This is a genomic window from Pseudarthrobacter sp. C4D7 (assembly GCF_013359725.1).
In the GTDB taxonomy this organism is placed as follows: domain Bacteria; phylum Actinomycetota; class Actinomycetes; order Actinomycetales; family Micrococcaceae; genus Arthrobacter.
The window spans coordinates 1-19,887 of the sequence record NZ_JABFMW010000027.1 but is presented as its reverse complement, the minus strand read 5'-3'; the positions used below and the strand labels follow the sequence as shown (position 1 = coordinate 19,887).

The window sequence follows — 19,887 nt, the reverse complement described above, 5'->3', positions numbered from 1 at the left end:
GGCCCGTCCCTATTCCGCCACGGCGGCGGTGATGAGGGCTTTCAGGGTGCCCTTCTCGATTTCGCCGAGGACGCGGGACGCCACGCGGCCCTGCTTGTCCAGTACCAGCGTGGTGGGCACGGCGCCGGGCGGGACAAGGCCGGAGACGGAGAGCAGCACGCCGCCGTCCTTGTCGTCGAAGCTGGGGTAGGTCAGGTTGAAGGTCTTCTCGAACGCCTCGGCCGTAGGCTTCTCGTCACGGAGGTTGACGCCGAAGAACTGGACGCCCTGGTCCTTGAATTCCTGGTGCAGTTCCTCAAGGAGCGGCGCTTCCACCCGGCACGGTGCGCAGGCGGCAAACCAGAAGTTCAACACGCTGACCTTGCCCTGGAAATCGGACGGTGTCACCCCGGTGCCGTTGAAGAGCGCACCCTGGATCTGCACGGCTTCCTTGCGGTCCGCGGCGGCGAACTCGGTCACGGAGCCGTCACCGGCAACGTAGTTCTTGTTGTCGCCCGCCTTGGCCTGCTTGGCCAGCGCGTCCTCCTGGGCGCAGCCGGAGAGTCCAAGGGTCAGCGCAGTCAGGGCCATGCCTCCTGCGGCAAGCATGCTGCGGCGCGAGGGAAAGGTGTTGTTGCTCACGGCTAGGCTCCAGGGGTGCTGGCGGCACCGGGAAGAAGGGATGCCGCAGGTTCGTTGTACTCGACCCGCAGCAGCGAGCCGTCGTCGTTGAACACCAGGGATGTAACGGATGTCAGGGTGCACTCGCGCTTGCGCGGGTCGTGCCATAGGGGGCGGCCCTCCGCGCTCAGGCGCGTTGCCCAGATGGGCAGCTGGTGGCTGACCAAGATGGCCTCCGGACCCTCGGCGCCGAAGTCGCCGGCAGCCAGCTCGATGGCCTGCAGCCGCGCGTCCTGCACAGCGGCCGCCACCCGCGCGGCCTGCTGCTTGTACGGTTCGCCCCATGAGGGGCGCAGCGGGTTGACCAGGTGGGGCCAGTGCTTTGGCCGCCGCAGTTCGGCCTTGGTGACCTTCATGCCCTCGAAGTAGTTTTCCGCTTCGATGATGCGCCGGTCCGTGTGGATCTGCAGCTGCAGGGATTCCGACGTCGGCCGCGCAGTTTCCTGCGCCCGGTCCAGCGGGGAGGCGGCCAGGTAGGTGATCCGGGCTCCGTGCTCGGCGCGCTGCCGGAAGTGGCCGGCCAGCATCCGGGCCATCTCCTGCCCCAGCTCGGAGAGGTGGAAATCGGGGAGCCGTCCATAGAGAACGCCGTCGGGATTGTGGACCTCGCCGTGGCGGAGCAGATGGACAGTGGATTGGGGCATGTCTACCAGTTTCTCAAAGATGGCGTGCGATCCGAAATCTTCCGCACGGGCTTTCTACAAACAGTAGAACTTAAGTTTCTGAAGAAATGTTCCGAAACCGGGAACAAAACATGCAAATGCATGTTTATACTGGATGCAGCAAGATAGTTGAGGCTTCAACCGATGAAGTTTCAACTGCAGGACCACAGCAGGCATTCACACCAAGGAGCAACATCATGGCACTTCCCGCAGACGTCACCACCGGCACCTGGACCCTGGACAACTCCCACAGCGAGATCGGCTTCACTGTCCGGCACGCGGGCATCAGCAAGGTCCGCGGCCAGTTCAAGGAAGCAGAGGCCACCCTGGACCTCGCCGAGAACGTGGCCGATTCCAAGGTCAACGCCACCATCAAGACCGCGAGCTTCGACTCCGGCGACGTCAACCGCGACGGCCACGTGCGCGGCGAAGACTTCTTCGACGTCGAGAAGTTCCCGGAAATCTCCTTCGTTTCCAACGCGATCGTCCCCAAGGGCGACGCCTACGAGCTCCAGGGCGACCTCACCATCAAGGGCGTCACGCGTCCCGTGGCCCTTGAGACCGAGCTCCACGGTGTGGCCGTCGATCCGTTCGGCAACACCCGCGCCGGCCTGACCGCCGAGACCACCATCAGCCGCAAGGACTTCGGCCTGACCTGGAACGCAGTCCTGGAAGCCGGCGGCGTGCTGGTCAGCGACAAGGTTGCCATCAACCTGGAACTGGCCTTCATCGCCCCCGCAGCATAAGTTTCCCCGCACCGGATGCCCCGGTACCCGGCCCTCCCGGCCAGGTACCGGGGCATCCTGCTTAACAGTGCACCGCCGTTGCCGCCGGTCCGGGGCGTGAATCCCGCTGAATCACGCACAACGCGCCCGGCCGGGGGTACGGTGGACATAAGCCACGCTGGGGGGAAGGCTGAGGACCGATTCCCGGCAGCCTACCCGGAACCCGACCTGCAGAAGGAACGCCATGAGTACTCCTCCCGTCCCGCCTCCCGCACCCCAAGACCCCCACTCCGGCAACGGCCAGCCGGGGAACGACCAGTCCGGCAGCCAGACGCCCCGCTACGGCCAGAACGCGCCGCAATACGGCCAAAACGCACCCCAGTACGCCCAGGACCAGCCCCAGTACGGGTCCCAGCCCTCGGCTGCGCCCCAGTACGGCCAGAACGCGCCGCAGTACGGCCAAAACGCACCCCAGTACGGGCAGGACCAGCCCCAGTACGGGTCCCAGCCCTCGGCTGCGCCCCAGTACGGCCAGTCGCCCTACAACCAGTCGCCGTACGCCCAGTACCCCTCGGAGCAACCGCAGGCGGCAGGCAGCAACGGCGTTCCACAGCTGGTGAACATCTCGTTCTGGCTGTTGATCGCGTCCGCCGCAATTTTCGTCATCTCAATGCTCACCGGCCTCACCCAGCTGGACGACCCCCAGTTCCGGCAGGCCTTTGAACAGCAGGTCCAGGCGAGCGGCGCGGGCGTCACCTACGACGACATCAAGAGCGTCATCGCGGGCACCCTGGTGGTCTTCGCCATCATCGGCGCCGCCCTCTACCTGCTGGTGGCCTTCTTCATCCGCAAGGGCAAGAACTGGGCACGCATCCTCGGAACCGTGTTCGCGGCGCTGTCCATCCTGGGCCTGTTTGGCGTTCCCAGCTTCGGAACGCTCGGAACCGTCCTGGGAATCGCGGCCATCGTCCTGCTCTACCTCCCCGCCGCTGCCCCGTATTTCCGCAAGCAGCAGCCGTTCGCCAACCCGTATTCCGGCGGCTTCGGCAACCCGTACGGGCGGTAAACCCCACACCACGCAGCAGCGGCCCGGGATGTCCAGCATCCCGGGCCGCCGCCTTTAACCGTGAAACTACGCCGTCTGCCCCGGCGCCTGTGCCCGCTGGGCGTGGTAGGCCAGGATCTGCAGCTCCGTGGCCATGTCCACCTTGCGGAGGTTGACCCCTTCCGGAACCTGCAGCATCACCGGAGCGAAGCTGAGCACGCTGTGCACACCCGCCGCCACCACGCGGTCGCAGATGCCCTGCGCCACCGCGGCGGGGAGCGCCAGCACCACCATGTTGGCCCCGGTGCGGTGAAGGACGGCCTCGAGGTCTGCCACGTCGCTGACCCGCAGCCATCCCACCTCGTTGCCCACCACCATCTGGTCTGCGTCGAAGATGGCCACCACGTCGAAACCCCGCGATTCAAAGCCGCCGTAGCGGGCCAGCGCCTTGCCCAGGTTGCCTGCGCCAACAATGGCCACTTTCCAGTCGTGCGTCAGTCCCAGCGCCGCAGCGATGTGCCGGCTGAGGTACTGGACCTCGTACCCAACACCCCTGGTGCCGTACGAACCCACATGGGAGAGGTCCTTGCGTAAGGTCGAGGAACTGACGCCGGAGGCTTCCGCCAGGGATTCCGAGGAGACCCGCTCCACCCCCTCGGACAGCAGGGTGTTCAAGGCGCGCAAATAAATTGTCAGCCGGGCCACCGCAGCAGGCGGAATCTGCTTTGCCGGTGTGCCCGTGGCGTCCGGGAGGCCCGGAACAGGCTGGGATGTTGAATCCAAGGACGTCACCCGCACCCCCTAATTGGCCATGGCGCGCTGGAGCACGCGTTCCAGCCGGGTTTCGTCGATCTTCCAGAAGTCGCGCTGCACGCCGTCCACCAGGACCACGGGTATTTCTTCGGCATAGCGCTCACGCAGTTCCGGCTGGTTGTCCACCAGCTCTTCGCTCCAGGTAAGGCCCAGGGAGGCAGTGACCCGGCCGACGGCGTCGCGCGCCTCTTCGCAAAGGTGGCAGTCAGCTTTGGTGACCAGGACGACGCGGGGGGTAGCCATGGCTTAACGGTATCGCCGTTCGCGGCGTGCGGGTGACGCCGACGGCGGCCGGCGGGTGGATTGACTAGACTCGAGTCCATGCCCGAGGAGAAATACGTCGCCGTCGTCACGCGGCCGGTTGCTGCGCCGCAGCCAGGCGAAGCGGCGTTTTTCGATGTGGACAATACCCTGATGCGCGGGGCCAGCCTTTTTCACGTGGCCCGGAAGATGCACCAGCGGGGAGCGTTCACCCTGAGGCAGGCGGCTGGCATGGCCTGGAAACAGTTCAAGTTCGTGGCCCGCGGTGAAAACATGGATGATGTCCACGCCGTCCGGGACTCGGCCCTCACCCTGGCAGTGGGCATCAGCGTTGATGACATCAAGGCGCTGGGCGAAGAGGTCTATGACGAGATGATCGCGTCCAGGATCTGGCCGGGCGCCAAGGCACTCGCGGAACAGCACCTTCGGGTGGGCCGGCGGGTCTGGCTGGTGACGGCCACGCCCATCGAAGTAGCCACCGTGATCTCCACCCGGCTGGGACTGACAGGAGCGCTGGGGACCGTCGGCGAGGTATCGGACGGCATGTACACCGGCCGGCTGGTGGGCGACATCCTGCACGGCTCAGCCAAGGCGGTGGCTGTCCAGGCTATCGCCGACGAAGAGGGACTGGACCTCAAGCGCTGCTGGGCCTACAGCGATTCCTACAACGACGTTCCGCTGCTGTCCTTGGTGGGACACCCCGTGGCCATCAACCCCGACGCCAAGCTGCGGCGCCATGCCCGGGACCGGAACTGGCCCGTCTACGATTTCCGCTCCGGCCGCCGGGCCGCCACCCTGGGCCTCAAGGCAGCAACCTTTGGCGGTGCCGTCTACGGCCTCTGGAAAGGGTTCGCCCGGATTCGCGGCCCCCGCGCATAGCCCGCCCGGCAACCGCCTGGCAGCTGCAGCACAAAAAAATACCCGCCGCCTCGAAAGGCGACGGGTATTTCCACGCTCTGCGAAGTATCTCTACTTCTTGTTGCGGCGCTGGTGACGGGTCTTGCGAAGCAGCTTGCGGTGCTTCTTCTTGGCCATACGCTTGCGACGCTTCTTGATAACTGAACCCACGAAAGTTCCTTACAAACTAGATGCAGTACCTGCCTGATGGGGAATGTTCGTGGACAAAGCTACGAACTGAACAACTGACAGATTCTTACAATGACGTAAAACGTTCCTTAACAGGGTACCGCCTATCGGGGGCGGCTCGGGACAGGCCGCCTCAGGCGGTCTCGGTATGGCCGTCCACGACAGCACCTTTGAGGTACTGTTCAACGGCGTTTTCGGGAACCCGGTAGGAGCGGCCGAAGCGCACTGCCGGCATTTCGCCGGAGTGGACCAGGCGGTAGACAGTCATTTTGGAGACGCGCATGACCTCGGCTACTTCAGCCACGGTCAGGAACTTCGCGTTGGAGAAGTTCTGTTCTGCCGACATTTCCCTATTTTCCTTTGCTGACGGATGGACACAGTGACCCCAGGTACTTGCCAATGCGGTGTTCCGATGCTGAGCCATCCACCCTACACAGATACTCTAGATGTTCATGTGGCAGATGTGAAAGTAGTGTTTCCCCTATTTCCGCCCCTAATTGGACTGCCGCCGCTTCCGGGCAGAGGCTGCCAGCTGCTCCAGGACGGACGCGGATACGTCCCAGTCCATGCAGGCGTCCGTGACGCTCTGGCCGTACACCAGGTCAGCCCGGCCCGCCGCGTGGTCGGCAACGTCAAGGTTCTGGGCGCCGCCCACCAGGAAACTCTCCAGCATCACCCCGGCCACGGCCCGGGCGGCCGCTCCCCCGTCCTCAAGCTGGGCACCGATCTCCAGGGTCACTTCCGCCTGCCGGTGGTGGCTCTTGCCACTGTTGGCATGGCTGGCGTCGACGATCAGGCGGGGGTTCAGCCCCTTGCCCGCCAGTTCGGTGGAGGCGCGTTCCACGTCCGCCGCTGAGTAGTTGGGGCCTTTACGGCCGCCACGGAGGATGACGTGCGTGTCCGGGTTGCCTGACGTTGCCACCAGCGCGGCCCTGCCTTCGCCGTCGATCCCCAGGAAGGCCTGGGCTGCCGCCGCGGCACCGCAGGCGTCGATGGCAACCTGCAGGCCGCCGTCGGTCCCGTTCTTGAAGCCGATGGGCATGGAAAGCCCGGAGGCGAGCTGCCGGTGGATCTGGCTTTCCGTGGTGCGTGCACCAATGGCGCCCCAGGAGACCAGGTCCGCCATGTACTGGGGGCTGATCGGTTCCAGGAATTCGGTGGCGGTGGGCAGCCCCAGCGCCGTGACCTGCTGCAGGAACTGCCGGGCGGCGCGGAGGCCGGTCGCCATGTCGTGGCTGCCGTCCAGCCGCGGATCGTTGATCAGGCCTTTCCAGCCCACCGTGGTGCGCGGCTTTTCGAAGTAGGTCCGCATGACGATCAGCAGGTCTTCCTTGTGCTTCTCGGCCTGGCTGACCAGCCGGCGGGCGTATTCGAGGCCGGCCTTGGGGTCGTGGATGGAGCATGGGCCCACGATCACCAGCAGGCGGTCATCCACACCGTCCATGATGGCGCGGACTTCGTCGCGTCCGCGCTCGACGACGGCGGCTTCCCGGGTGCCCAGCGGCAGGTCGGCCAGGAGCTCCGACGGGGTGGGCAGCGGCGTGAATTCGCTGACGCGCAGGTTGGACGTGGAAGCTGTGGCGCTGGCGGGTGCTGTTGCGGTGCTCATGTTCGGGGTCCTGTTCCAGATGGGAAGCGGGCCCGGATTTCAGAACCCGCCGGAGAAACGGCGAAGGGCAGAGAATGTTCTCTGCCCTGTTGGCTCTGAAGGAAGCTGGATGCGTGTCAGTTAGACGCGGGCCCCTCCAGAGCCAACGAAAAATACGCATACCAACGGTTAGTCATGGGAGAGACCCTAAGCCCGGCGCAGCGCGGCCGCAAAATCGGGTCCGTCACATTCTGTCCCGGACCCGTCCCGGCCTACCCCAGAAGCTTGCGCAGGAACTGCAGCTGCTTGATCCAGTGGTGCTCCTGGCCGCCCTCGTGGTTGTTGAAGCGGTAGACCTCGATGTCCTTTACGGCTTCCGTGGCCGATGCCGGGTCCGTGCCGGAGCCATAGGCGTTGTAGCTGGCAAAAACCGTGGATGGCGGGCAGATGTCGTCCATCTGCGCAGCCGAGTAGAGTGCCGGAACGGTGGCCCACCGGGCCAGGTTGACGCCGTCGAAATAGTTGAGGACCTCCAGCGCGGCGTCGTAGCGGTCCCGGTGGCGGGCCAGGAACTGCGCAATCTCCGGGTACGGCCCGCGCGGGGTGATGTCGATCGCGCGGGGGAAGTCCTGCAGGAAGGGAACATCGGGCAGCGCGGCGATGACGCCGTCGAGCCGTCCCGCGGTGAGCCCGGCAGTGGCCACCACCAGGCCGCCGCCCTGGCTGACACCGGCCAGCACCACTTTGGCCGGGTCGACGGCGGGATGGGCCTGGGCGGCCTCCACCGCGCGGAAGGCATCCACGTAGACGCGGCGGAAGTAGTAGTCCTCCCGGCTGGAGATGCCCCTGGTCATGAGGCCGGCGTGCGCTACGTCCCCGGCGGAGGGATGGGGGTCCGGGGTATCGCCCACCAGGCCCCCGTACCCCTGGCCGCGGGTGTCCATGATGAAGTGGGCGTAACCGGCCTGCGCCCAGCGTGTGTCCTGGTTGGCCAGGCCGCGGCCGCCGGAATAGCCGATGTAGTTCACCACCACGGGAAGCCGGGCGCCTGCCTCCCGGTGGGCGGGCAGGTGCAGCCAGCCTTTGACGGGGGCGCCGCCGAACCCGGAGAAGGTGACGTCGAAGGTATCAATCACCGTGAGGTAGTTTTCCACCTGTTCGAATGACGCGTTGAGCGGGAAAGCCCGGGCTTCGTCGAGGGTGGCGTCCCAGAAGGCCGCCAGGTCCCGGGGCGGCGTGACGTCGGAGGCGTAGGTGCGGAGCCCGGCCAGGGGCAGGTCGAAGAGGGGCATCGTTGTCCTGTTCTTTTTTCTGTTGTGCGGCGGCCTCGCGGTGGAGATCTTCTATTTCTACTGCATGGATCCCTGGCGCACGCTGATGAGTGGTTCGAAGCGGCGCAGGGTTGTCCCGGCGGCAATGATGCCGCGCAGGTGCGCCAGCCCGCCGGCGGCCGCTCCTGCGGCACGGGCCTGGACCATGATGTTGCCCAGCGCGGTGGCTTCGACGGGTCCTGCGACGACGGGGCGTCCGGTGGCGTCGGCGGTGAGTTGGCAGAGCAGGGCGTTTTGGGAGCCGCCGCCTACCACGTGGACCACGTCAACGGTGCGGCCGGCGAGGCGTTCGGCAGCGGTAATGGTCCTGGCATAGCCGGCCGCCAGGCTGTCCATGATGCAGCGCGTGATGGCGGCGGGATCGTTGGGCAGGACGTCGCCGGTGCGCCGGACCGCCGCACGGATGCGTTCGGGCATGTCGTCCGGAGCGATGAAGTACGGGTCATCGGCATTGATCTGCGGCCCTGCCGGGAGGGCGGCTGCGGCTGCAAGCAGTGCGTCAAGGTCCGGCCGGAAACCCTCGCCGGCCCAGGCGCGCTGGCATTCACTCAGCAGCCACAGCCCGCCCACGTTGCGCAGGTAGCGGACGGTGCCGTCCACGCCGCGTTCATTCGTGAAGTTGGCTTCGCGGCTGGCCTCGGTGAGGACCGGGTGCTTCAGTTCCAGCCCCACCAGGGACCAGGTCCCGGAGGAGATATAGGCAAAGTCCTCCTCCCCAGCGGGGACCGCGGCAACGGCGGAAGCAGTGTCGTGTGAGCCGACCGCCACCACTTTCGTGTCCCCGGGCAGGTCCACGGCGGCGGCGATCTCCGGCAGGAGTGTACCTACCGTTTCGCCGGGCTGGACCAGTGGCGGGAACAGATCCTTCCGCAGTCCCAGGGCAGCAAGGAATTCGGTGGCCCACTCCCCCGCTACCGCGTCAAACAGGCCCGTGGTGGAGGCGTTGGTGGCCTCGGTGCGGCGCACCCCGGTGAGCATGAAGGCGATCAGGTCCGGGATGAGCAGTGCCTGCAGCCCGTCCAGGTCCTTCTCGGTGGCGAGCTGGTAGATGGTGTTGAACTGCAGGAATTGCAGTCCCGTGGTTTGGTACAGCCGCTCCGGGTCCAGCCTGGCGTGGACGGGTGCGACGGCAGCCCGGCTGCGGTCGTCACGGTAGCTGTACGGCTGGGCCACCAGTTCACCGGCCTTGTTGACCAGGCCGTAGTCCACGGCCCACGTGTCGATCCCGATGCCGGCAATCGTCTCCCCCTGGGCTGCCGCCACCGCGGCGGCCGCCCGGAGTCCCGCAAGCACCTCCGCGAACAGTGCATCGAAGTCCCAGCGGAGGCCGCCGTCGCGCTCCACCACGCCGTTGGGGAAACGGTGGACGGTCTCCAGGGCCACGCCTGCCGGGGAGACGCGTCCCAGGATCACGCGGCCGGACGAGGCACCGATGTCCACGGCGGCAAACACGCTGGAGGAAGGCTGCGCGTTGGCTGCCCCTGCCGCCGTGCTCACCGCAGGAAGGCCGCCGCCACACCGGCGTCCACGGGAATGTGCAGGCCGGTGGTGTGGGACAGTTCGTTGCTGGTGAGGACGGCTGCGGCGTTGGCCACGTGTTCGGGCAGGACTTCGCGCTTGAGCAGGGTGCGCTGGGCGTAGTACTCCCCCAGTTTCTCCTCGTCCACGCCGTAGACCGCTGCGCGCTTGGCGCCCCAGCCGCCGGCGAAGATCCCGGAGCCGCGGACCACGCCGTCGGGGTTGATCCCGTTGACGCGGATGCCGTGCTCGCCCAGTTCCGCGGCGAGGAGCCGAACTTGGTGGGCCTGGTCGGCTTTGGTGGCGGAATAGGCAATGTTGTTGGGGCCGGCGAACACGGAATTCTTGGACGAGATGTAGATGATGTCCCCGCCCATGCCCTGGGCGATCATGACCTTCGCGGCGGCCTTGGCCACCAGGAACGAGCCCTTGGCCATCACGTTGTGCTGCAGGTCCCAGTCCTTCTCGGTGGTTTCCAGCAGCGGCTTGGAAATGGACAGGCCGGCGTTGTTGACCACCAGGTCCACGCCGCCGAACGCCAGGACAGCGGCGTCGATCGCGGCGGCGACCTGCGCTTCGTCGGTGACGTCGGCCTGGACGCCGATGGCGACGTCGGCACCGCCCAGTTCCTCGGCGACCTTTTGTGCGTTCTCAAGATTCAGGTCGGCAATGACAACGCACGCGCCGTCGGACGCCAACCGCGTTGCGATGGCCTTGCCGATGCCGGATGCCGCGCCGGTCACCAGCGCGATGCGGGTGGCGTGGGACTTGGGCTTGGGCATCCGGGCTAGCTTGGCTTCTTCCAGCGCCCAGTACTCGATGCGGAACTTCTCGGATTCCTCGATGGGGGCGTAGGTGGAGATAGCCTCGGCGCCGCGCATCACGTTGATGGCGTTGAGGTAGAACTCACCGGCTACCCGGGCGGTCTGCTTGTTGGCGCCGAAGGAGAACATGCCCACGCCGGGAACCAGGACGATGGCCGGGTCTGCGCCGCGCAGGGCGGGGCTGTCCGCGTCCTTGTGCCTGTCGTAGTAGGCCTGGTAGTCCTCGCGGTAGTCCGCGTGCAGTTCCTGCAGCCGCGCCATCGAGTCCTCGATGGAGGCGTCGGCGGGCAGGTCAAGGATGAGCGGTTTGACCTTGGTGCGCAGGAAGTGGTCCGGGCAGGAGGTCCCCAGGGCACCCAGGCGCGGGTGTTCGGCTGATTCGAGGAAGTCCAGGACGACGGCGTCATCGCTGAAGTGCCCCAGTTGCGGCTTGTCCGTGGAGGCCAGGCCTCGGATCACGGGTGCCAGGGCGGCTGCCTTGGCACGGCGCTCGGCCTCGGGGAGCGCCCCATAGCCGGGGAGCTTGTCGCCGAAGGGCTCGGCCTTGCCGTTGTCCTTGATGTACTTTTCGGCCTGGTCGATAATCCACAGCGAGTTCTGCTCTGCTTCTTCGCTGGTGGCGCCCCAGGCGGTGATGCCGTGGCCGCCCAGGATGGTGCCGACGGCCTGCGGGTTGGCGTCCTTGATCGCTGCGATGTCCAGGCCCAGCTGGAAACCGGGGCGGCGCCAGGGAACCCACACCACCTTGTCACCGAAAATCTTGGTGGTGAGCGCTTCGCCGTCCACCGCCGTCGCAATGGCGATGCCGGAGTCCGGGTGCAGGTGGTCCACGTGCGCGGCGTCCACCAGCCCGTGCATGGCGGTGTCGATCGACGGCGCCGCCCCGCCCTTGCCGTGCAGGCAGTAATCGAACGCGGCCACCATCTCGTCCTCACGCTCGACGCCGGGGTAAACGTTCTTCAGTGCGTTCAGCCGGTCCAGGCGCAGCACCGCCAGGTTTTGGGCCTTCAGGGTGCCAAGGTCGCCACCGGAGCCTTTCACCCAGAGGAGCTCGACATCCTCACCGGTCACCGGGTCCTTTTCGGTGCCCTTGGCTGAGGTATTGCCGCCAGCGAAGTTGGTGTTCCGTTTGTCCGCGCCCAGGCGGTTGGAACGGGCAATCAGGTCTTGCACAGTTTTGTTCGTCATCACTTCTCAGGCGCCCCATCCGGCTTGCTGGCCGCCTGCGCGGTCCTCGTTGATCTGTTTCTGGTAGCCGCTGGCCTTGTAGGCGACCATCGGGTCCGCGGGCAGGCCGCGGGATTCACGCCACTCGGCCAGCATGGGCCGGACGTCGGTATAGAACGCATCGTTGAAGATGCCGTTGGCGGCCAGGACATCGCCTGCACGCTGGGCTTCGGTCAGCGCTGCGGTGTCCACCAGCAGGGCACGGGCGGTCATCTCCTGGACGTTGAGGACGGAACGGATCTGGCCCGGGATCTTCTCTTCCAGGTTGTGGCACTGGTCCAGCATGAGCGCCACGCCGGAATCCTTGCCGTACCCGCCGCCGCGGATCACCTCGTGCATGATGCGGAACAGCTGGAACGGGTCTGCGGCACCCACGATCAAATCGTCGTCGGCGTAGAAGCGGGAGTTGAAGTCGAAAGACCCCAGCTTGCCCAGGCGCAGCAGCTGCATCACGATGAACTCAATGTTGGTGCCCGGCGCATGGTGGCCGGTGTCCAGGCAGACATACGCCTTCTCCCCCAGGGCCAGGGTCTGCGCGTAGGAGGTGCCCCAGTCCGGAACATCGGTGTGATAGAACGCCGGCTCGAAGAACTTGTACTCCAGCACCAGCCGGTGCTCATCGCCCAGGGCTGCGTAGATCTCCTGCAGGGATTCGGCCAGGCGGTCCTGCCGTCCGCGCATGTCGTCCTGGCCCGGGTAGTTGGTGCCGTCCGCCAGCCAGATCTTCAGGTCACGCGAGCCCGTGGCGTGCATGATGTCGATGCATTCCAGGTGGTGGTCAATGGCCCGGCGCCGGACGGCCGCGTTGGAGGACGTCAGGGACCCGAACTTGTAGTCGTCGTCCTGGAACGTGTTGGAGTTGATGGTGCCCAGGCCCACGCCCAGGCCTGCCGCGTAATCCTTCAGGGCGGAGTAGTCCTCCACCTTGTCCCAAGGAATGTGCAGGGCCACTGTGGGCGCCAGGCCGGTCAGCTCGTGGACCTTGGCGGCATCCGCCAGCTTTTCCTGGACTGTCCGCGGCGTGCCGGGAGTGCCGAACACCTTGAACCGCGTACCTGAATTTCCATAGGCCCACGAAGGGACCTCGATGGCAAGCTCTCCGAGCCTGCCCAGCGCCGTTGCTACGTCGTTCATGTTGGTTCTTTCCGGTGTTGAGCGTCTGTCTGATGCGTTTGGTGGATGCCCCGCTGCCGGGGCGTGGTTGCCGCCAGCCCCTGTTGTTCAGAGTCTCCGGCGGGCGGGTACTGCAGGTCAGCTTGTGGCGCCCTGTGCGGCCAGCTGGCTGTCGAGGTTGAAGACTTCCGCCAGCACCTGGAACCCTTCGTCGGGCGCCTGGCCTGAATCCTCGAAAAGGCTTGCCATTTCGGCCTGCCAGCGGGCGTTGACGTCCGTCAAGGCCATCCGGGCACGCACGGCGTCAAAGTCGTCGCACTCCACGTATCCCACCAGGAGCCCGTCGTCTCCGAGGAAGAGGGAATAGTTGTGCCAGCCCGCTTCCTTGAGGGCCTGGAGCATCTCCGGCCACACGGCTGCATGCCGGCGCCGGTACTCGTCAATCAGCGCCGGCTGGACCGAGGAACGGAAACACACCCTCATAGGAACTCCCCTTACAAACTCCAGCAAATTTGAATCGTTTCATTGGTACGATTCAAAGTACTCTTGGATTTGAGCAGGTGTCAAGCAATGGCAGAAACTTTTGTTGTACCGCGGCGGAACCTCCTGCTGCGGGCACGTCGGCACGGAGAATCGATGAACCGCACAGCCAGTATCAAGGACGTCGCCACCCACGCGGGTGTGGCCGTGGGAACGGTGTCCAACGTCCTCAACTATCCCGACCGGGTCTCTGACCGGACCAGGGAACGGGTCCTGCGCTCCATCGACGAGCTGGGGTTTGTCCGCAACGACGCAGCCCGCCAGCTCCGGGTGGGCCACAGCCGCACCATCGGCCTGATCGTCCTGGACGTGGGCAACCCGTTCTTCACCGCCGTGGTCCGCGCGGCGGAGGACGCAGCTGCCCTGCAGGGCAGCGCCGTCCTGCTGGGCGACAGCGGCCACAACGCCGGCCGGGAAGCGAACTACATCGACCTCTTCCAGGAGCAGCGCGTGCAGGGCCTGCTGATTTCCCCCGTGGGAGATGTAACGGACAGGCTGGACCTCCTCCGCGAGCGCGGCGTGCCCACGGTGCTGGTGGACCGGCTGGCGGACGAATCCAAGTTCAGCTCGGTTGCCGTGGATGACGACGCCGGCGGGTACCTGGCTGCCCGGCACCTGCTGGACACCGGCCGCCGCCGGCTCGCTTTTGTTGGCGGCCCCACGTCCATCCGGCAGGTGGCGGATCGCCTCCAGGGGGCCCGGCGGGCCGTCAAGGAGGAGCCGGACGCCTCGCTTGAGGTGCTGGAAGCAGAAGGGCAGACGGTCCTGGCGGGCCGCAGCGTGGGCGACATGCTGGTGGAGCGCGGCCGGGCTGAGCTGCCCGAGGGAATTTTTTGCGCCAACGACCTCCTGGCACTGGGCGTCATGCAGTCCGTGACCATGACGCACACGTTCCGCATCCCCGAGGACGTGGCGCTGATCGGCTATGACGACATCGACTTTGCCGTCTCCGCTGTGGTCCCCCTGTCGTCCATCCGCCAGCCCACGCAGCTGCTGGGCCGGACCGCCATCGAACTGCTGTCAGAAGAAGTGGAGTCCCGGAACCCCGTCCACCGGTCCGTGGTCTTCACACCGGAACTCGTGGTCCGGCAGAGCACGGCCGCACTCAGCGCCCGCTGACCAGCCCGGCCTTACTGCCCCGCCTGCTGCAGCCACTTCATGGACTCGGTCCGCGAGGTGAAGAACCGCGTGGGACACGGCGGGACGTGCACGCCCAGGAAGAAGTTGGCAATAATCCGGTCCACCGGGCTGGTCCCCAGCAGGGCGATCCGGTTGGCGGCGCACGGGATGGAGAACACCGAGCGGGCCTGGATGCTCACGTTCTCCGTGGTGGCCATGTCCACCAGCATGGGATAGTTGCCGTCCCCTGCAATGCGGTTCACCGCAGCCATCGCCGCCTGCGCGTCCTCGATCTCGATGCGGACTTTGGGCTCCCAGATGAGGTGGATGATCCCGTCGGCACGCAATTCCACGGTACCCTTGCCGCCGTCGACCATTACGGGCTCCATACCCCGCCTCCCTCCAGTGGGCAGTTCCTGAACCCCTCTATCTTGCACCAGTCCGGAAGCCACAACGAGTTGGGCGCCCGCAAAAGGCTCACCTCCTGCCACCCGGCGGTTTGCGCCTATAGCTTCTCCACCATCAGGTTCCGGTAGGCGGCCCGGAGCGGGGCCATCTGCCGGAATCCGATCCGGCCGCCGCCAAGCACCCGGTCCGAGGAATCCCGCCACTCGAAGAGAAGAAGACCGTTGATGGAAAACGCCACCAGCGGCCCGTCCTTCACCACCTCCAGGCGGTAGGAATCGGTGGCGTCCTCCGCGGGCGGCAGCGGGTCAGCACCCTGGGCCACCAGTTCGAAGCCGGCACTCTTGCGGAGGTTGCAGGTACGGAAAGCCCGCTCGGACGGGTACTTGTGCCGGAAATAGGAGACGTGCAGGGCATCAATGTCGCCGGAATGGTACTGCCGGTAGTTGCCGGTCCTGGTTGTGAGGGCCGGGCTGAAGAGGTCCTGGCCGCCGTGCCCTGTGGCCGCGAAGAACAGCATTGCCAGGCCGGGCTCCGCGAGGGGAAGGAACTCCCAGCTGATGCGGATGCCGTCCGGAAACTCCTCCGGGCACCAGAACGTCCAGTGCGCGTGGTCGCCGTGCGCCTGGTCGTCCAGGGTGCCGGACAGCTCCAGGCCGCCGGGATGCGTGCCGAGGCCCAGCGGCCCTTCCGCCACCCACCCGGCCACATCCCCCGGCACGGCCAGCGGGTTGCGGTACAGGACGGCCTGGTCAGGGGCGGCCGCGCCCACTTAGCCGCGTCCCGCCGTCGCGCTTAATTCCGGGGTGCGGGACGTTCCGGCGTCGGACGCGCCGTACCCCAGTCCGCCCAGCTGCCGGGCCACCTCCGCCGCCACCAGCGCAGCTCCCTGCTGGGAAAAATGCGTATTGTCCGCCAGGCCCCTGGGCCAGTACGAGTGCGTCCCCGGCGCGAAGTGGCAGAAAAGCTCCCTGGAGCCTTCCCGCCCCAGCCCAAGGTACAGGCGCCGGGTCCACGCGTTCAGGTCGACCACGGGAACGTCCAGCTCCAGGCCGAGCTCACGGACCACCTCCGGATAATCCTCCAGGCTTTCCTCAAGGACAGCGCCCGACGACGGCGTGTCCCGGAAGTGCCGGCGCTCCACCGAGGTGCAGAGCACCGGGGCCGCGCCCAGGGCGCGCACCTCCCCCACCATGGTGCGCAGGTTTGCCGCGTAGCCGGTGCGGGCGGCGAGGTGCTGTTTCTTCTGGTCGTTGTGGCCAAACTGGATGAGCACGGCGTCGCCCGCTCCCGTGTCGGCGAGGAGTGCTGCCCAGAGCCCCTCGTCGCGGAACGATTCGGTGCTCGCGCCGCCCTTGGCGAAGTTGTGGACGGAGCCCCACTGGTGGGTCAGCGGGGCAAGGTGGGCGCCCCAGCCGCTCATGGGGAATTCGTGCGTGGGACAGTTGGCCACGGTGGAGTCGCCGGCCAGCAGGATTTTCATGATGGTTCTTTCTGTAGTTTAGCCCTTGACGGAGCCGATCAGCATGCCCTTGGCGAAGTGCTTCTGCAGGAACGGGTAGAAGATGAGGATGGGCAGGGTGGCCACCACGATCACCGCGAACTTAATGCCCTGTTCCGGCGGGATGTAGTTGGGGTCAACGTTGCCCGTGCCCAGCAGGTCCGAGGCCGCCGTGACCTGGCGCAGGTACATCTGCAGGGTCCATTTGGAGTTGTCGCTCAGGTACAGCAGGGGCGACATGAAGTCGTTCCAGATGCCCACGGCGTAGAACAGCGCAAAGGTGGCCAGGACCGGTTTGGACAGCGGCAGCAGGATCCGCCACAGGATCCCGATTTCGGTGGCGCCGTCCATCTTGGCGGACTCTTCCAGTTCCGCGGGGAGTTCCTGGAAGAAGTTCTTGATGATGATCAGGCTGAACGGGTTGATGGCCGCCGGCAGGATCAGGGCCCAGTAGGAGTTGAGCAGGCCCAGGTCCTTGACCAAAAGGAAGGTGGGGATCATGCCGCCGGAGAACACCATGGCGAAGACCACCAGGGACAGGATGAGGTTCCTGCCGCGCAGGGTCTTCTTGGCCAGCGGGTAGGCCATGGTCACGGTGAACGCCAGCTGGACCAGGGTGCCCACGGCGGTGACCAGGATGGTGGTGACCAGGGCGCGCACGAACGCCGGGGTGGCGAAGATGTACTCGTAGGAGCCCAGGGTGAACTGTTCGGGCCAGACGAAGAACGCCCGGCGCGTGATCTCGGCCTCGGTGGCGAATGAACCGGCGAAGACATACACGAACGGCAAAAGGGTGATGAGGCCGATCACGGACAGGAAGACGTAGTTGGCGGCGTCAAAGATCCGGCCGCCGCGGGTGTTGTGGATTTTCATGGCTAGAAGAGTCCGCTCTGGTTGAATCGCTTGGCCAGCCAGTTGGTGCCGAAGATCAGCACGATGCCCACCAGGGATTTGAACAGGCCCACGGCAGTGGAGTAGCTGTAGGCGCCCTGGGTGATGCCCACGAAGTAGACGTAGGTGTCGAAAACGTCGGCCACCTCGCGGTTGAGCGCATTGGTCATCAGGTAGATCTGCTCGAACCCGGTGTTCAGCATCTGGCCGATGGCCAGGATCAGCATCACGATGATGGTGGAACGGATGGCGGGAAGCGTGATGTGCCAGACGCGGCGGAACCGGCCGGCGCCGTCGATAATGGCGGCCTCGTACTGGTCCTGGTCCACCGTGGACAGCGCGGCAAGGAAGATGATGGTGCCCCAGCCGGTGTTCTTCCAGATTTCCTGCAGCACGATCAGTGGACGGAACCAGGCGGGATCGGACAGGAAGTCGATGTTGGTGCCCATGACGCTGTTCAGGAACTGGAACATCGGCCCGATGTCCAGGGCGAACAGCAGGAAGCTCAGCGAGGCCACAATGGTCCAGGACAGGAAGTGCGGGATGTACACCAGCGTCTGGACCGTGCGCTTGAGGATGGACAGCCGGACTTCGTTCAGCAGCAGCGCCAGGATGATGGTCAGCGGGAAGGCCACTCCGAGGTTCAGGAAGGCCAGGATCAGGGTGTTGCCCAGCAGCCGCGGGAAGTCCGGGTTGGCGAAGAAGTCCTCGAAATTTCGGAACCCCACCCACGGGCTGCCGTTGACGCCCAGGAACGGGACGTAATCCTTGAACGCGATGGACACCCCGTACATCGGGGCGTACCGGAACACCGCAAAGTACACCACGCCGGGCAGCAGCAGAAGGTACAGCCACTTGTAGTGCGCGAAGTGGACGGAGAACCTGCCCCGTTTCCGGGGAGCGGGCGCAGTTCCGCGCGTCCGCTCCCCGGCCAGGGTGTCAATGACAGGGGCTGCCATTTACTTGTTGTCCTGCCACAGCTTGTTGATTTCTTCCTTGACCTTGTTGCCGCCGCTGGTGTCCCACAGCTTGATGGCATCCTTGAGGCCCTGCTCGTCGATCTGTCCGGCCAGGTACTTGATCCGCGCATCAGCCACGATGTTGTCCAGCTGGGCGCCCTTAGCCACGTAGGTGGCGGAAACGTAGGGTGCCGCCGGGTTGTAGACGGCGCTCTTGAGGTCCTTGGCCATGACGTCGGTGCGCTTGTCGAAGACCTGCTGCTCGTAGTCGGTGGGCTGCTTCACCGGATAGAACTGGTTGCCCGTAACATTCATGCCCAGCTGGGCGTAGCTCTTGATGTCGGTGGTGACGGCTTTGCCCTCCGGGGTCTCGGGCTTGATGGTGGCGGCCTTGCCGTCCTCCACCGTGAAGTTCACGCCCTCGATGCCGTTGTTCAGCAGGATTCCCACATCCTTGCCGTTCATGGTGTTCAGGAAGTCAAGGACCTTATCCAGTTCAGCCTCGGTCTTTACGCTCGATTTGGGAACGGCAAGGAACCCCGAGTAGCCGTCGGTGGGGTGGGCGTGGAGTTTGCCGTCCGGGCCTTCGAGGTTGCCCACGAATCCCACCTTGTTCTGGAAGTTGTTGGGGTCTGCCTGCTTGAAGAGGTTGATGAGCACGCTGACCCGGGAATCGACGTCGACAATGATGCCGCCCTTGCCGTTGAAGAACGGCTCGTTCCACTTGGTGCTGTCGAAAGTGGCGAAGTCGGGGTTGATGAGCTTTTCGTCAACCATCTTCTTGATGAAACGGTCTGCCTCAAGAAACTCGTCGGTCTCGAAGCTGGGGATGAGTTTGCCGTCCCGCTCCGTCCAGCGGTTCCCGGCGCCGTACCACTCCTCGATCACGTCATAGGGGCTGTTGGTGCCCAGCGCACCCCACTTGGGGATGGTGATGCCGTACGTGTCATTGACGCCGTTGCCGTCCGGATCCTGCTCCGTGAACGCTTTCGCCACCTTGTACAGGTCCTCGGTGGTCTTGGGCGGCTGCAGGCCCAGCTTGTCCAGCCAGTCCTGCCGGAACATGACGGCCGTGCGCATGGGGGAACGCCCGCGGAAGACGCCGTACACCTTGCCGTTGACGCTGGCGTTCTGCTGAATGTCCGGGAAGGTGGTCTTCAGGTTGGGATACTTGTCCAGTTTGTCGGTCAGGTCCCAGAACGCGCCTGCCTGGGCGTTCTTGACGAAGCCCGGAGTCTTGCCCTGGATCACCATGACCTGCGGGATGTCCGAGCCCGCCAGCGTGATGTTGGTCTTGTCCTCGTAGGAGGCGTTGGGAGCCCAGTTGATCTTGACCTGCTTGCCGGTGATCTCCTCCAGCTTCTTCTGCACCGCGCCGTCCGCCGACGGCGGCTGGGCTTCCAGGAACGGCGCCATGATGGATACGGAGGTGAGGTCCGCGGCCGGAGCATCACCGCCGCTGCACGCCGTCAGGGACAATGCCGTGGCCGTAACGACGGCGGCGGCCAGGGAAAGTTTGCGATGGATCATAGTTCTTCCTTTTCCACTTCGTTGGGGTGTTGGGCTAGGGCGTGTCTCCTAAAGCTGTTAGCCAGATGCTGATTGCCCGGAGAACCGCT

22 protein-coding genes are annotated in these 19,887 nt (G+C 65.5%); 4 read left to right on the top strand and 18 right to left on the bottom strand.

The features are described 5' to 3' along the window. Positions 1-9: 9 nt before the first annotated feature. Both HNO81_RS16235 and HNO81_RS16230 read right to left on the bottom strand, forming a co-directional pair. A complete protein-coding gene (locus HNO81_RS16235; protein ID WP_175319169.1) occupies positions 10-588 on the bottom strand; it encodes a TlpA disulfide reductase family protein in 579 nt (192 codons plus the stop codon). A 35-nt stretch (positions 589-623) separates the two neighbouring features. Then, on the bottom strand, positions 624-1,304 hold the full coding sequence (locus HNO81_RS16230) for a histidine phosphatase family protein (RefSeq protein WP_175319143.1): 681 nt from the start codon (positions 1,302-1,304) through the stop codon (positions 624-626). Positions 1,305-1,519: 215 nt separating this feature from the next. Here HNO81_RS16230 and HNO81_RS16225 point away from each other — a divergent pair, with 215 nt between their 5' ends. Together HNO81_RS16225 and HNO81_RS16220 are read left to right on the top strand one after the other, a co-directional pair. Then, complete coding sequence (locus HNO81_RS16225; protein WP_175319142.1) at positions 1,520-2,068, top strand: YceI family protein; 549 nt, start codon at positions 1,520-1,522, stop codon at positions 2,066-2,068. Between the two features lie 223 nt (positions 2,069-2,291). After that, the gene (locus HNO81_RS16220; protein WP_175319141.1) at positions 2,292-3,113 is read left to right on the top strand and encodes a hypothetical protein; all 822 of its coding nucleotides are present in this window, start codon (positions 2,292-2,294) and stop codon (positions 3,111-3,113) included. A 66-nt stretch (positions 3,114-3,179) separates the two neighbouring features. Here HNO81_RS16220 and HNO81_RS16215 read toward each other — a convergent pair whose 3' ends face one another. Together HNO81_RS16215 and HNO81_RS16210 are read right to left on the bottom strand one after the other, a co-directional pair. Then, positions 3,180-3,884: a redox-sensing transcriptional repressor Rex gene (locus HNO81_RS16215; RefSeq protein WP_175319140.1), complete on the bottom strand. Its 705-nt coding sequence runs from the start codon at positions 3,882-3,884 to the stop codon at positions 3,180-3,182. Between the two features lie 9 nt (positions 3,885-3,893). Further along, positions 3,894-4,148 (bottom strand): glutaredoxin family protein, encoded by a 255-nt coding sequence (locus HNO81_RS16210; protein WP_175319139.1) that lies wholly within the window; start codon positions 4,146-4,148, stop codon positions 3,894-3,896. 78 nt (positions 4,149-4,226) lie between these two features. On the opposite strand from HNO81_RS16210, the gene HNO81_RS16205 reads away from it, so the two are divergent. Then, on the top strand, positions 4,227-5,045 hold the full coding sequence (locus HNO81_RS16205; RefSeq protein ID WP_175319138.1) for an HAD family phosphatase: 819 nt from the start codon (positions 4,227-4,229) through the stop codon (positions 5,043-5,045). Positions 5,046-5,135: 90 nt separating this feature from the next. On the opposite strand, the gene HNO81_RS16200 is transcribed toward HNO81_RS16205, so the two are convergent. From HNO81_RS16200 to HNO81_RS16165, 8 genes are all read right to left on the bottom strand, one after another. Continuing rightward, positions 5,136-5,234 (bottom strand): 30S ribosomal protein bS22, encoded by a 99-nt coding sequence (locus HNO81_RS16200; protein WP_003792170.1) that lies wholly within the window; start codon positions 5,232-5,234, stop codon positions 5,136-5,138. 151 nt (positions 5,235-5,385) lie between these two features. Continuing rightward, complete coding sequence (locus HNO81_RS16195; protein ID WP_043452394.1) at positions 5,386-5,598, bottom strand: helix-turn-helix domain-containing protein; 213 nt, start codon at positions 5,596-5,598, stop codon at positions 5,386-5,388. 147 nt (positions 5,599-5,745) lie between these two features. Further along, positions 5,746-6,861, bottom strand: a complete 1,116-nt coding sequence (locus HNO81_RS16190; protein WP_175319137.1) for a 3-deoxy-7-phosphoheptulonate synthase — start codon at positions 6,859-6,861, stop codon at positions 5,746-5,748. A gap of 251 nt (positions 6,862-7,112) precedes the next feature. Beyond that, complete coding sequence (locus HNO81_RS16185; protein ID WP_175319136.1) at positions 7,113-8,132, bottom strand: acetylxylan esterase; 1,020 nt, start codon at positions 8,130-8,132, stop codon at positions 7,113-7,115. A 57-nt stretch (positions 8,133-8,189) separates the two neighbouring features. Then, a complete protein-coding gene (locus tag HNO81_RS16180) occupies positions 8,190-9,668 on the bottom strand; it encodes a rhamnulokinase family protein (RefSeq protein WP_175319135.1) in 1,479 nt (492 codons plus the stop codon). Next, the gene (locus HNO81_RS16175) at positions 9,665-11,701 is read right to left on the bottom strand and encodes a bifunctional aldolase/short-chain dehydrogenase (RefSeq protein ID WP_175319134.1); all 2,037 of its coding nucleotides are present in this window, start codon (positions 11,699-11,701) and stop codon (positions 9,665-9,667) included. Before HNO81_RS16175 ends, HNO81_RS16180 begins: the two co-directional genes overlap by 4 nt. 6 nt (positions 11,702-11,707) lie before the next feature. Continuing rightward, positions 11,708-12,874, bottom strand: a complete 1,167-nt coding sequence (gene rhaI / locus HNO81_RS16170; protein WP_175319133.1) for an L-rhamnose isomerase — start codon at positions 12,872-12,874, stop codon at positions 11,708-11,710. Positions 12,875-12,991: 117 nt separating this feature from the next. Further along, positions 12,992-13,336, bottom strand: a complete 345-nt coding sequence (locus tag HNO81_RS16165) for an L-rhamnose mutarotase (protein WP_175319132.1) — start codon at positions 13,334-13,336, stop codon at positions 12,992-12,994. 153 nt (positions 13,337-13,489) lie between these two features. Between HNO81_RS16165 and HNO81_RS16160 the strand changes: the two genes are divergently transcribed. Next, complete coding sequence (locus HNO81_RS16160; protein ID WP_175319131.1) at positions 13,490-14,512, top strand: LacI family DNA-binding transcriptional regulator; 1,023 nt, start codon at positions 13,490-13,492, stop codon at positions 14,510-14,512. Between the two features lie 11 nt (positions 14,513-14,523). Here HNO81_RS16160 and HNO81_RS16155 read toward each other — a convergent pair whose 3' ends face one another. From HNO81_RS16155 to HNO81_RS16130, 6 genes are all read right to left on the bottom strand, one after another. Continuing rightward, positions 14,524-14,901 carry an STAS/SEC14 domain-containing protein gene (locus HNO81_RS16155; protein WP_175319130.1) on the bottom strand — a complete coding sequence of 126 codons (378 nt, stop codon included), beginning with the start codon at positions 14,899-14,901 and terminating at the stop codon, positions 14,524-14,526. A gap of 116 nt (positions 14,902-15,017) precedes the next feature. Further along, on the bottom strand, positions 15,018-15,689 hold the full coding sequence (locus HNO81_RS16150) for a DUF1961 family protein (RefSeq protein ID WP_175319129.1): 672 nt from the start codon (positions 15,687-15,689) through the stop codon (positions 15,018-15,020). Next, complete coding sequence (locus tag HNO81_RS16145; RefSeq protein WP_175319128.1) at positions 15,690-16,400, bottom strand: rhamnogalacturonan acetylesterase; 711 nt, start codon at positions 16,398-16,400, stop codon at positions 15,690-15,692. A gap of 18 nt (positions 16,401-16,418) precedes the next feature. After that, positions 16,419-17,291, bottom strand: a complete 873-nt coding sequence (locus tag HNO81_RS16140) for a carbohydrate ABC transporter permease (protein ID WP_175319127.1) — start codon at positions 17,289-17,291, stop codon at positions 16,419-16,421. A 2-nt stretch (positions 17,292-17,293) separates the two neighbouring features. Next, positions 17,294-18,268: a sugar ABC transporter permease gene (locus HNO81_RS16135; protein WP_175319126.1), complete on the bottom strand. Its 975-nt coding sequence runs from the start codon at positions 18,266-18,268 to the stop codon at positions 17,294-17,296. Further along, positions 18,269-19,798 carry an extracellular solute-binding protein gene (locus HNO81_RS16130; protein WP_175319125.1) on the bottom strand — a complete coding sequence of 510 codons (1,530 nt, stop codon included), beginning with the start codon at positions 19,796-19,798 and terminating at the stop codon, positions 18,269-18,271. Between the last annotated feature and the right edge of the window lie 89 nt (positions 19,799-19,887).

Coding starts and splice junctions, on each gene's coding strand:
- HNO81_RS16235 (WP_175319169.1), bottom strand. CDS start 588: ATGCTTGCCGCAGGAGGCATGGCCCTGACTGCGCTGACCCTTGGACTC.
- HNO81_RS16230 (WP_175319143.1), bottom strand. CDS start 1,304: ATGCCCCAATCCACTGTCCATCTGCTCCGCCACGGCGAGGTCCACAAT.
- HNO81_RS16225 (WP_175319142.1), top strand. CDS start 1,520: ATGGCACTTCCCGCAGACGTCACCACCGGCACCTGGACCCTGGACAAC.
- HNO81_RS16220 (WP_175319141.1), top strand. CDS start 2,292: ATGAGTACTCCTCCCGTCCCGCCTCCCGCACCCCAAGACCCCCACTCC.
- HNO81_RS16210 (WP_175319139.1), bottom strand. CDS start 4,148: ATGGCTACCCCCCGCGTCGTCCTGGTCACCAAAGCTGACTGCCACCTT.
- HNO81_RS16205 (WP_175319138.1), top strand. CDS start 4,227: ATGCCCGAGGAGAAATACGTCGCCGTCGTCACGCGGCCGGTTGCTGCG.
- HNO81_RS16195 (WP_043452394.1), bottom strand. CDS start 5,598: ATGTCGGCAGAACAGAACTTCTCCAACGCGAAGTTCCTGACCGTGGCT.
- HNO81_RS16190 (WP_175319137.1), bottom strand. CDS start 6,861: ATGAGCACCGCAACAGCACCCGCCAGCGCCACAGCTTCCACGTCCAAC.
- HNO81_RS16185 (WP_175319136.1), bottom strand. CDS start 8,132: ATGCCCCTCTTCGACCTGCCCCTGGCCGGGCTCCGCACCTACGCCTCC.
- HNO81_RS16175 (WP_175319134.1), bottom strand. CDS start 11,701: ATGACGAACAAAACTGTGCAAGACCTGATTGCCCGTTCCAACCGCCTG.
- rhaI (WP_175319133.1), bottom strand. CDS start 12,874: ATGAACGACGTAGCAACGGCGCTGGGCAGGCTCGGAGAGCTTGCCATC.
- HNO81_RS16165 (WP_175319132.1), bottom strand. CDS start 13,336: ATGAGGGTGTGTTTCCGTTCCTCGGTCCAGCCGGCGCTGATTGACGAG.
- HNO81_RS16160 (WP_175319131.1), top strand. CDS start 13,490: ATGAACCGCACAGCCAGTATCAAGGACGTCGCCACCCACGCGGGTGTG.
- HNO81_RS16155 (WP_175319130.1), bottom strand. CDS start 14,901: ATGGAGCCCGTAATGGTCGACGGCGGCAAGGGTACCGTGGAATTGCGT.
- HNO81_RS16145 (WP_175319128.1), bottom strand. CDS start 16,400: ATGAAAATCCTGCTGGCCGGCGACTCCACCGTGGCCAACTGTCCCACG.
- HNO81_RS16140 (WP_175319127.1), bottom strand. CDS start 17,291: ATGAAAATCCACAACACCCGCGGCGGCCGGATCTTTGACGCCGCCAAC.
- HNO81_RS16135 (WP_175319126.1), bottom strand. CDS start 18,268: ATGGCAGCCCCTGTCATTGACACCCTGGCCGGGGAGCGGACGCGCGGA.
- HNO81_RS16130 (WP_175319125.1), bottom strand. CDS start 19,798: ATGATCCATCGCAAACTTTCCCTGGCCGCCGCCGTCGTTACGGCCACG.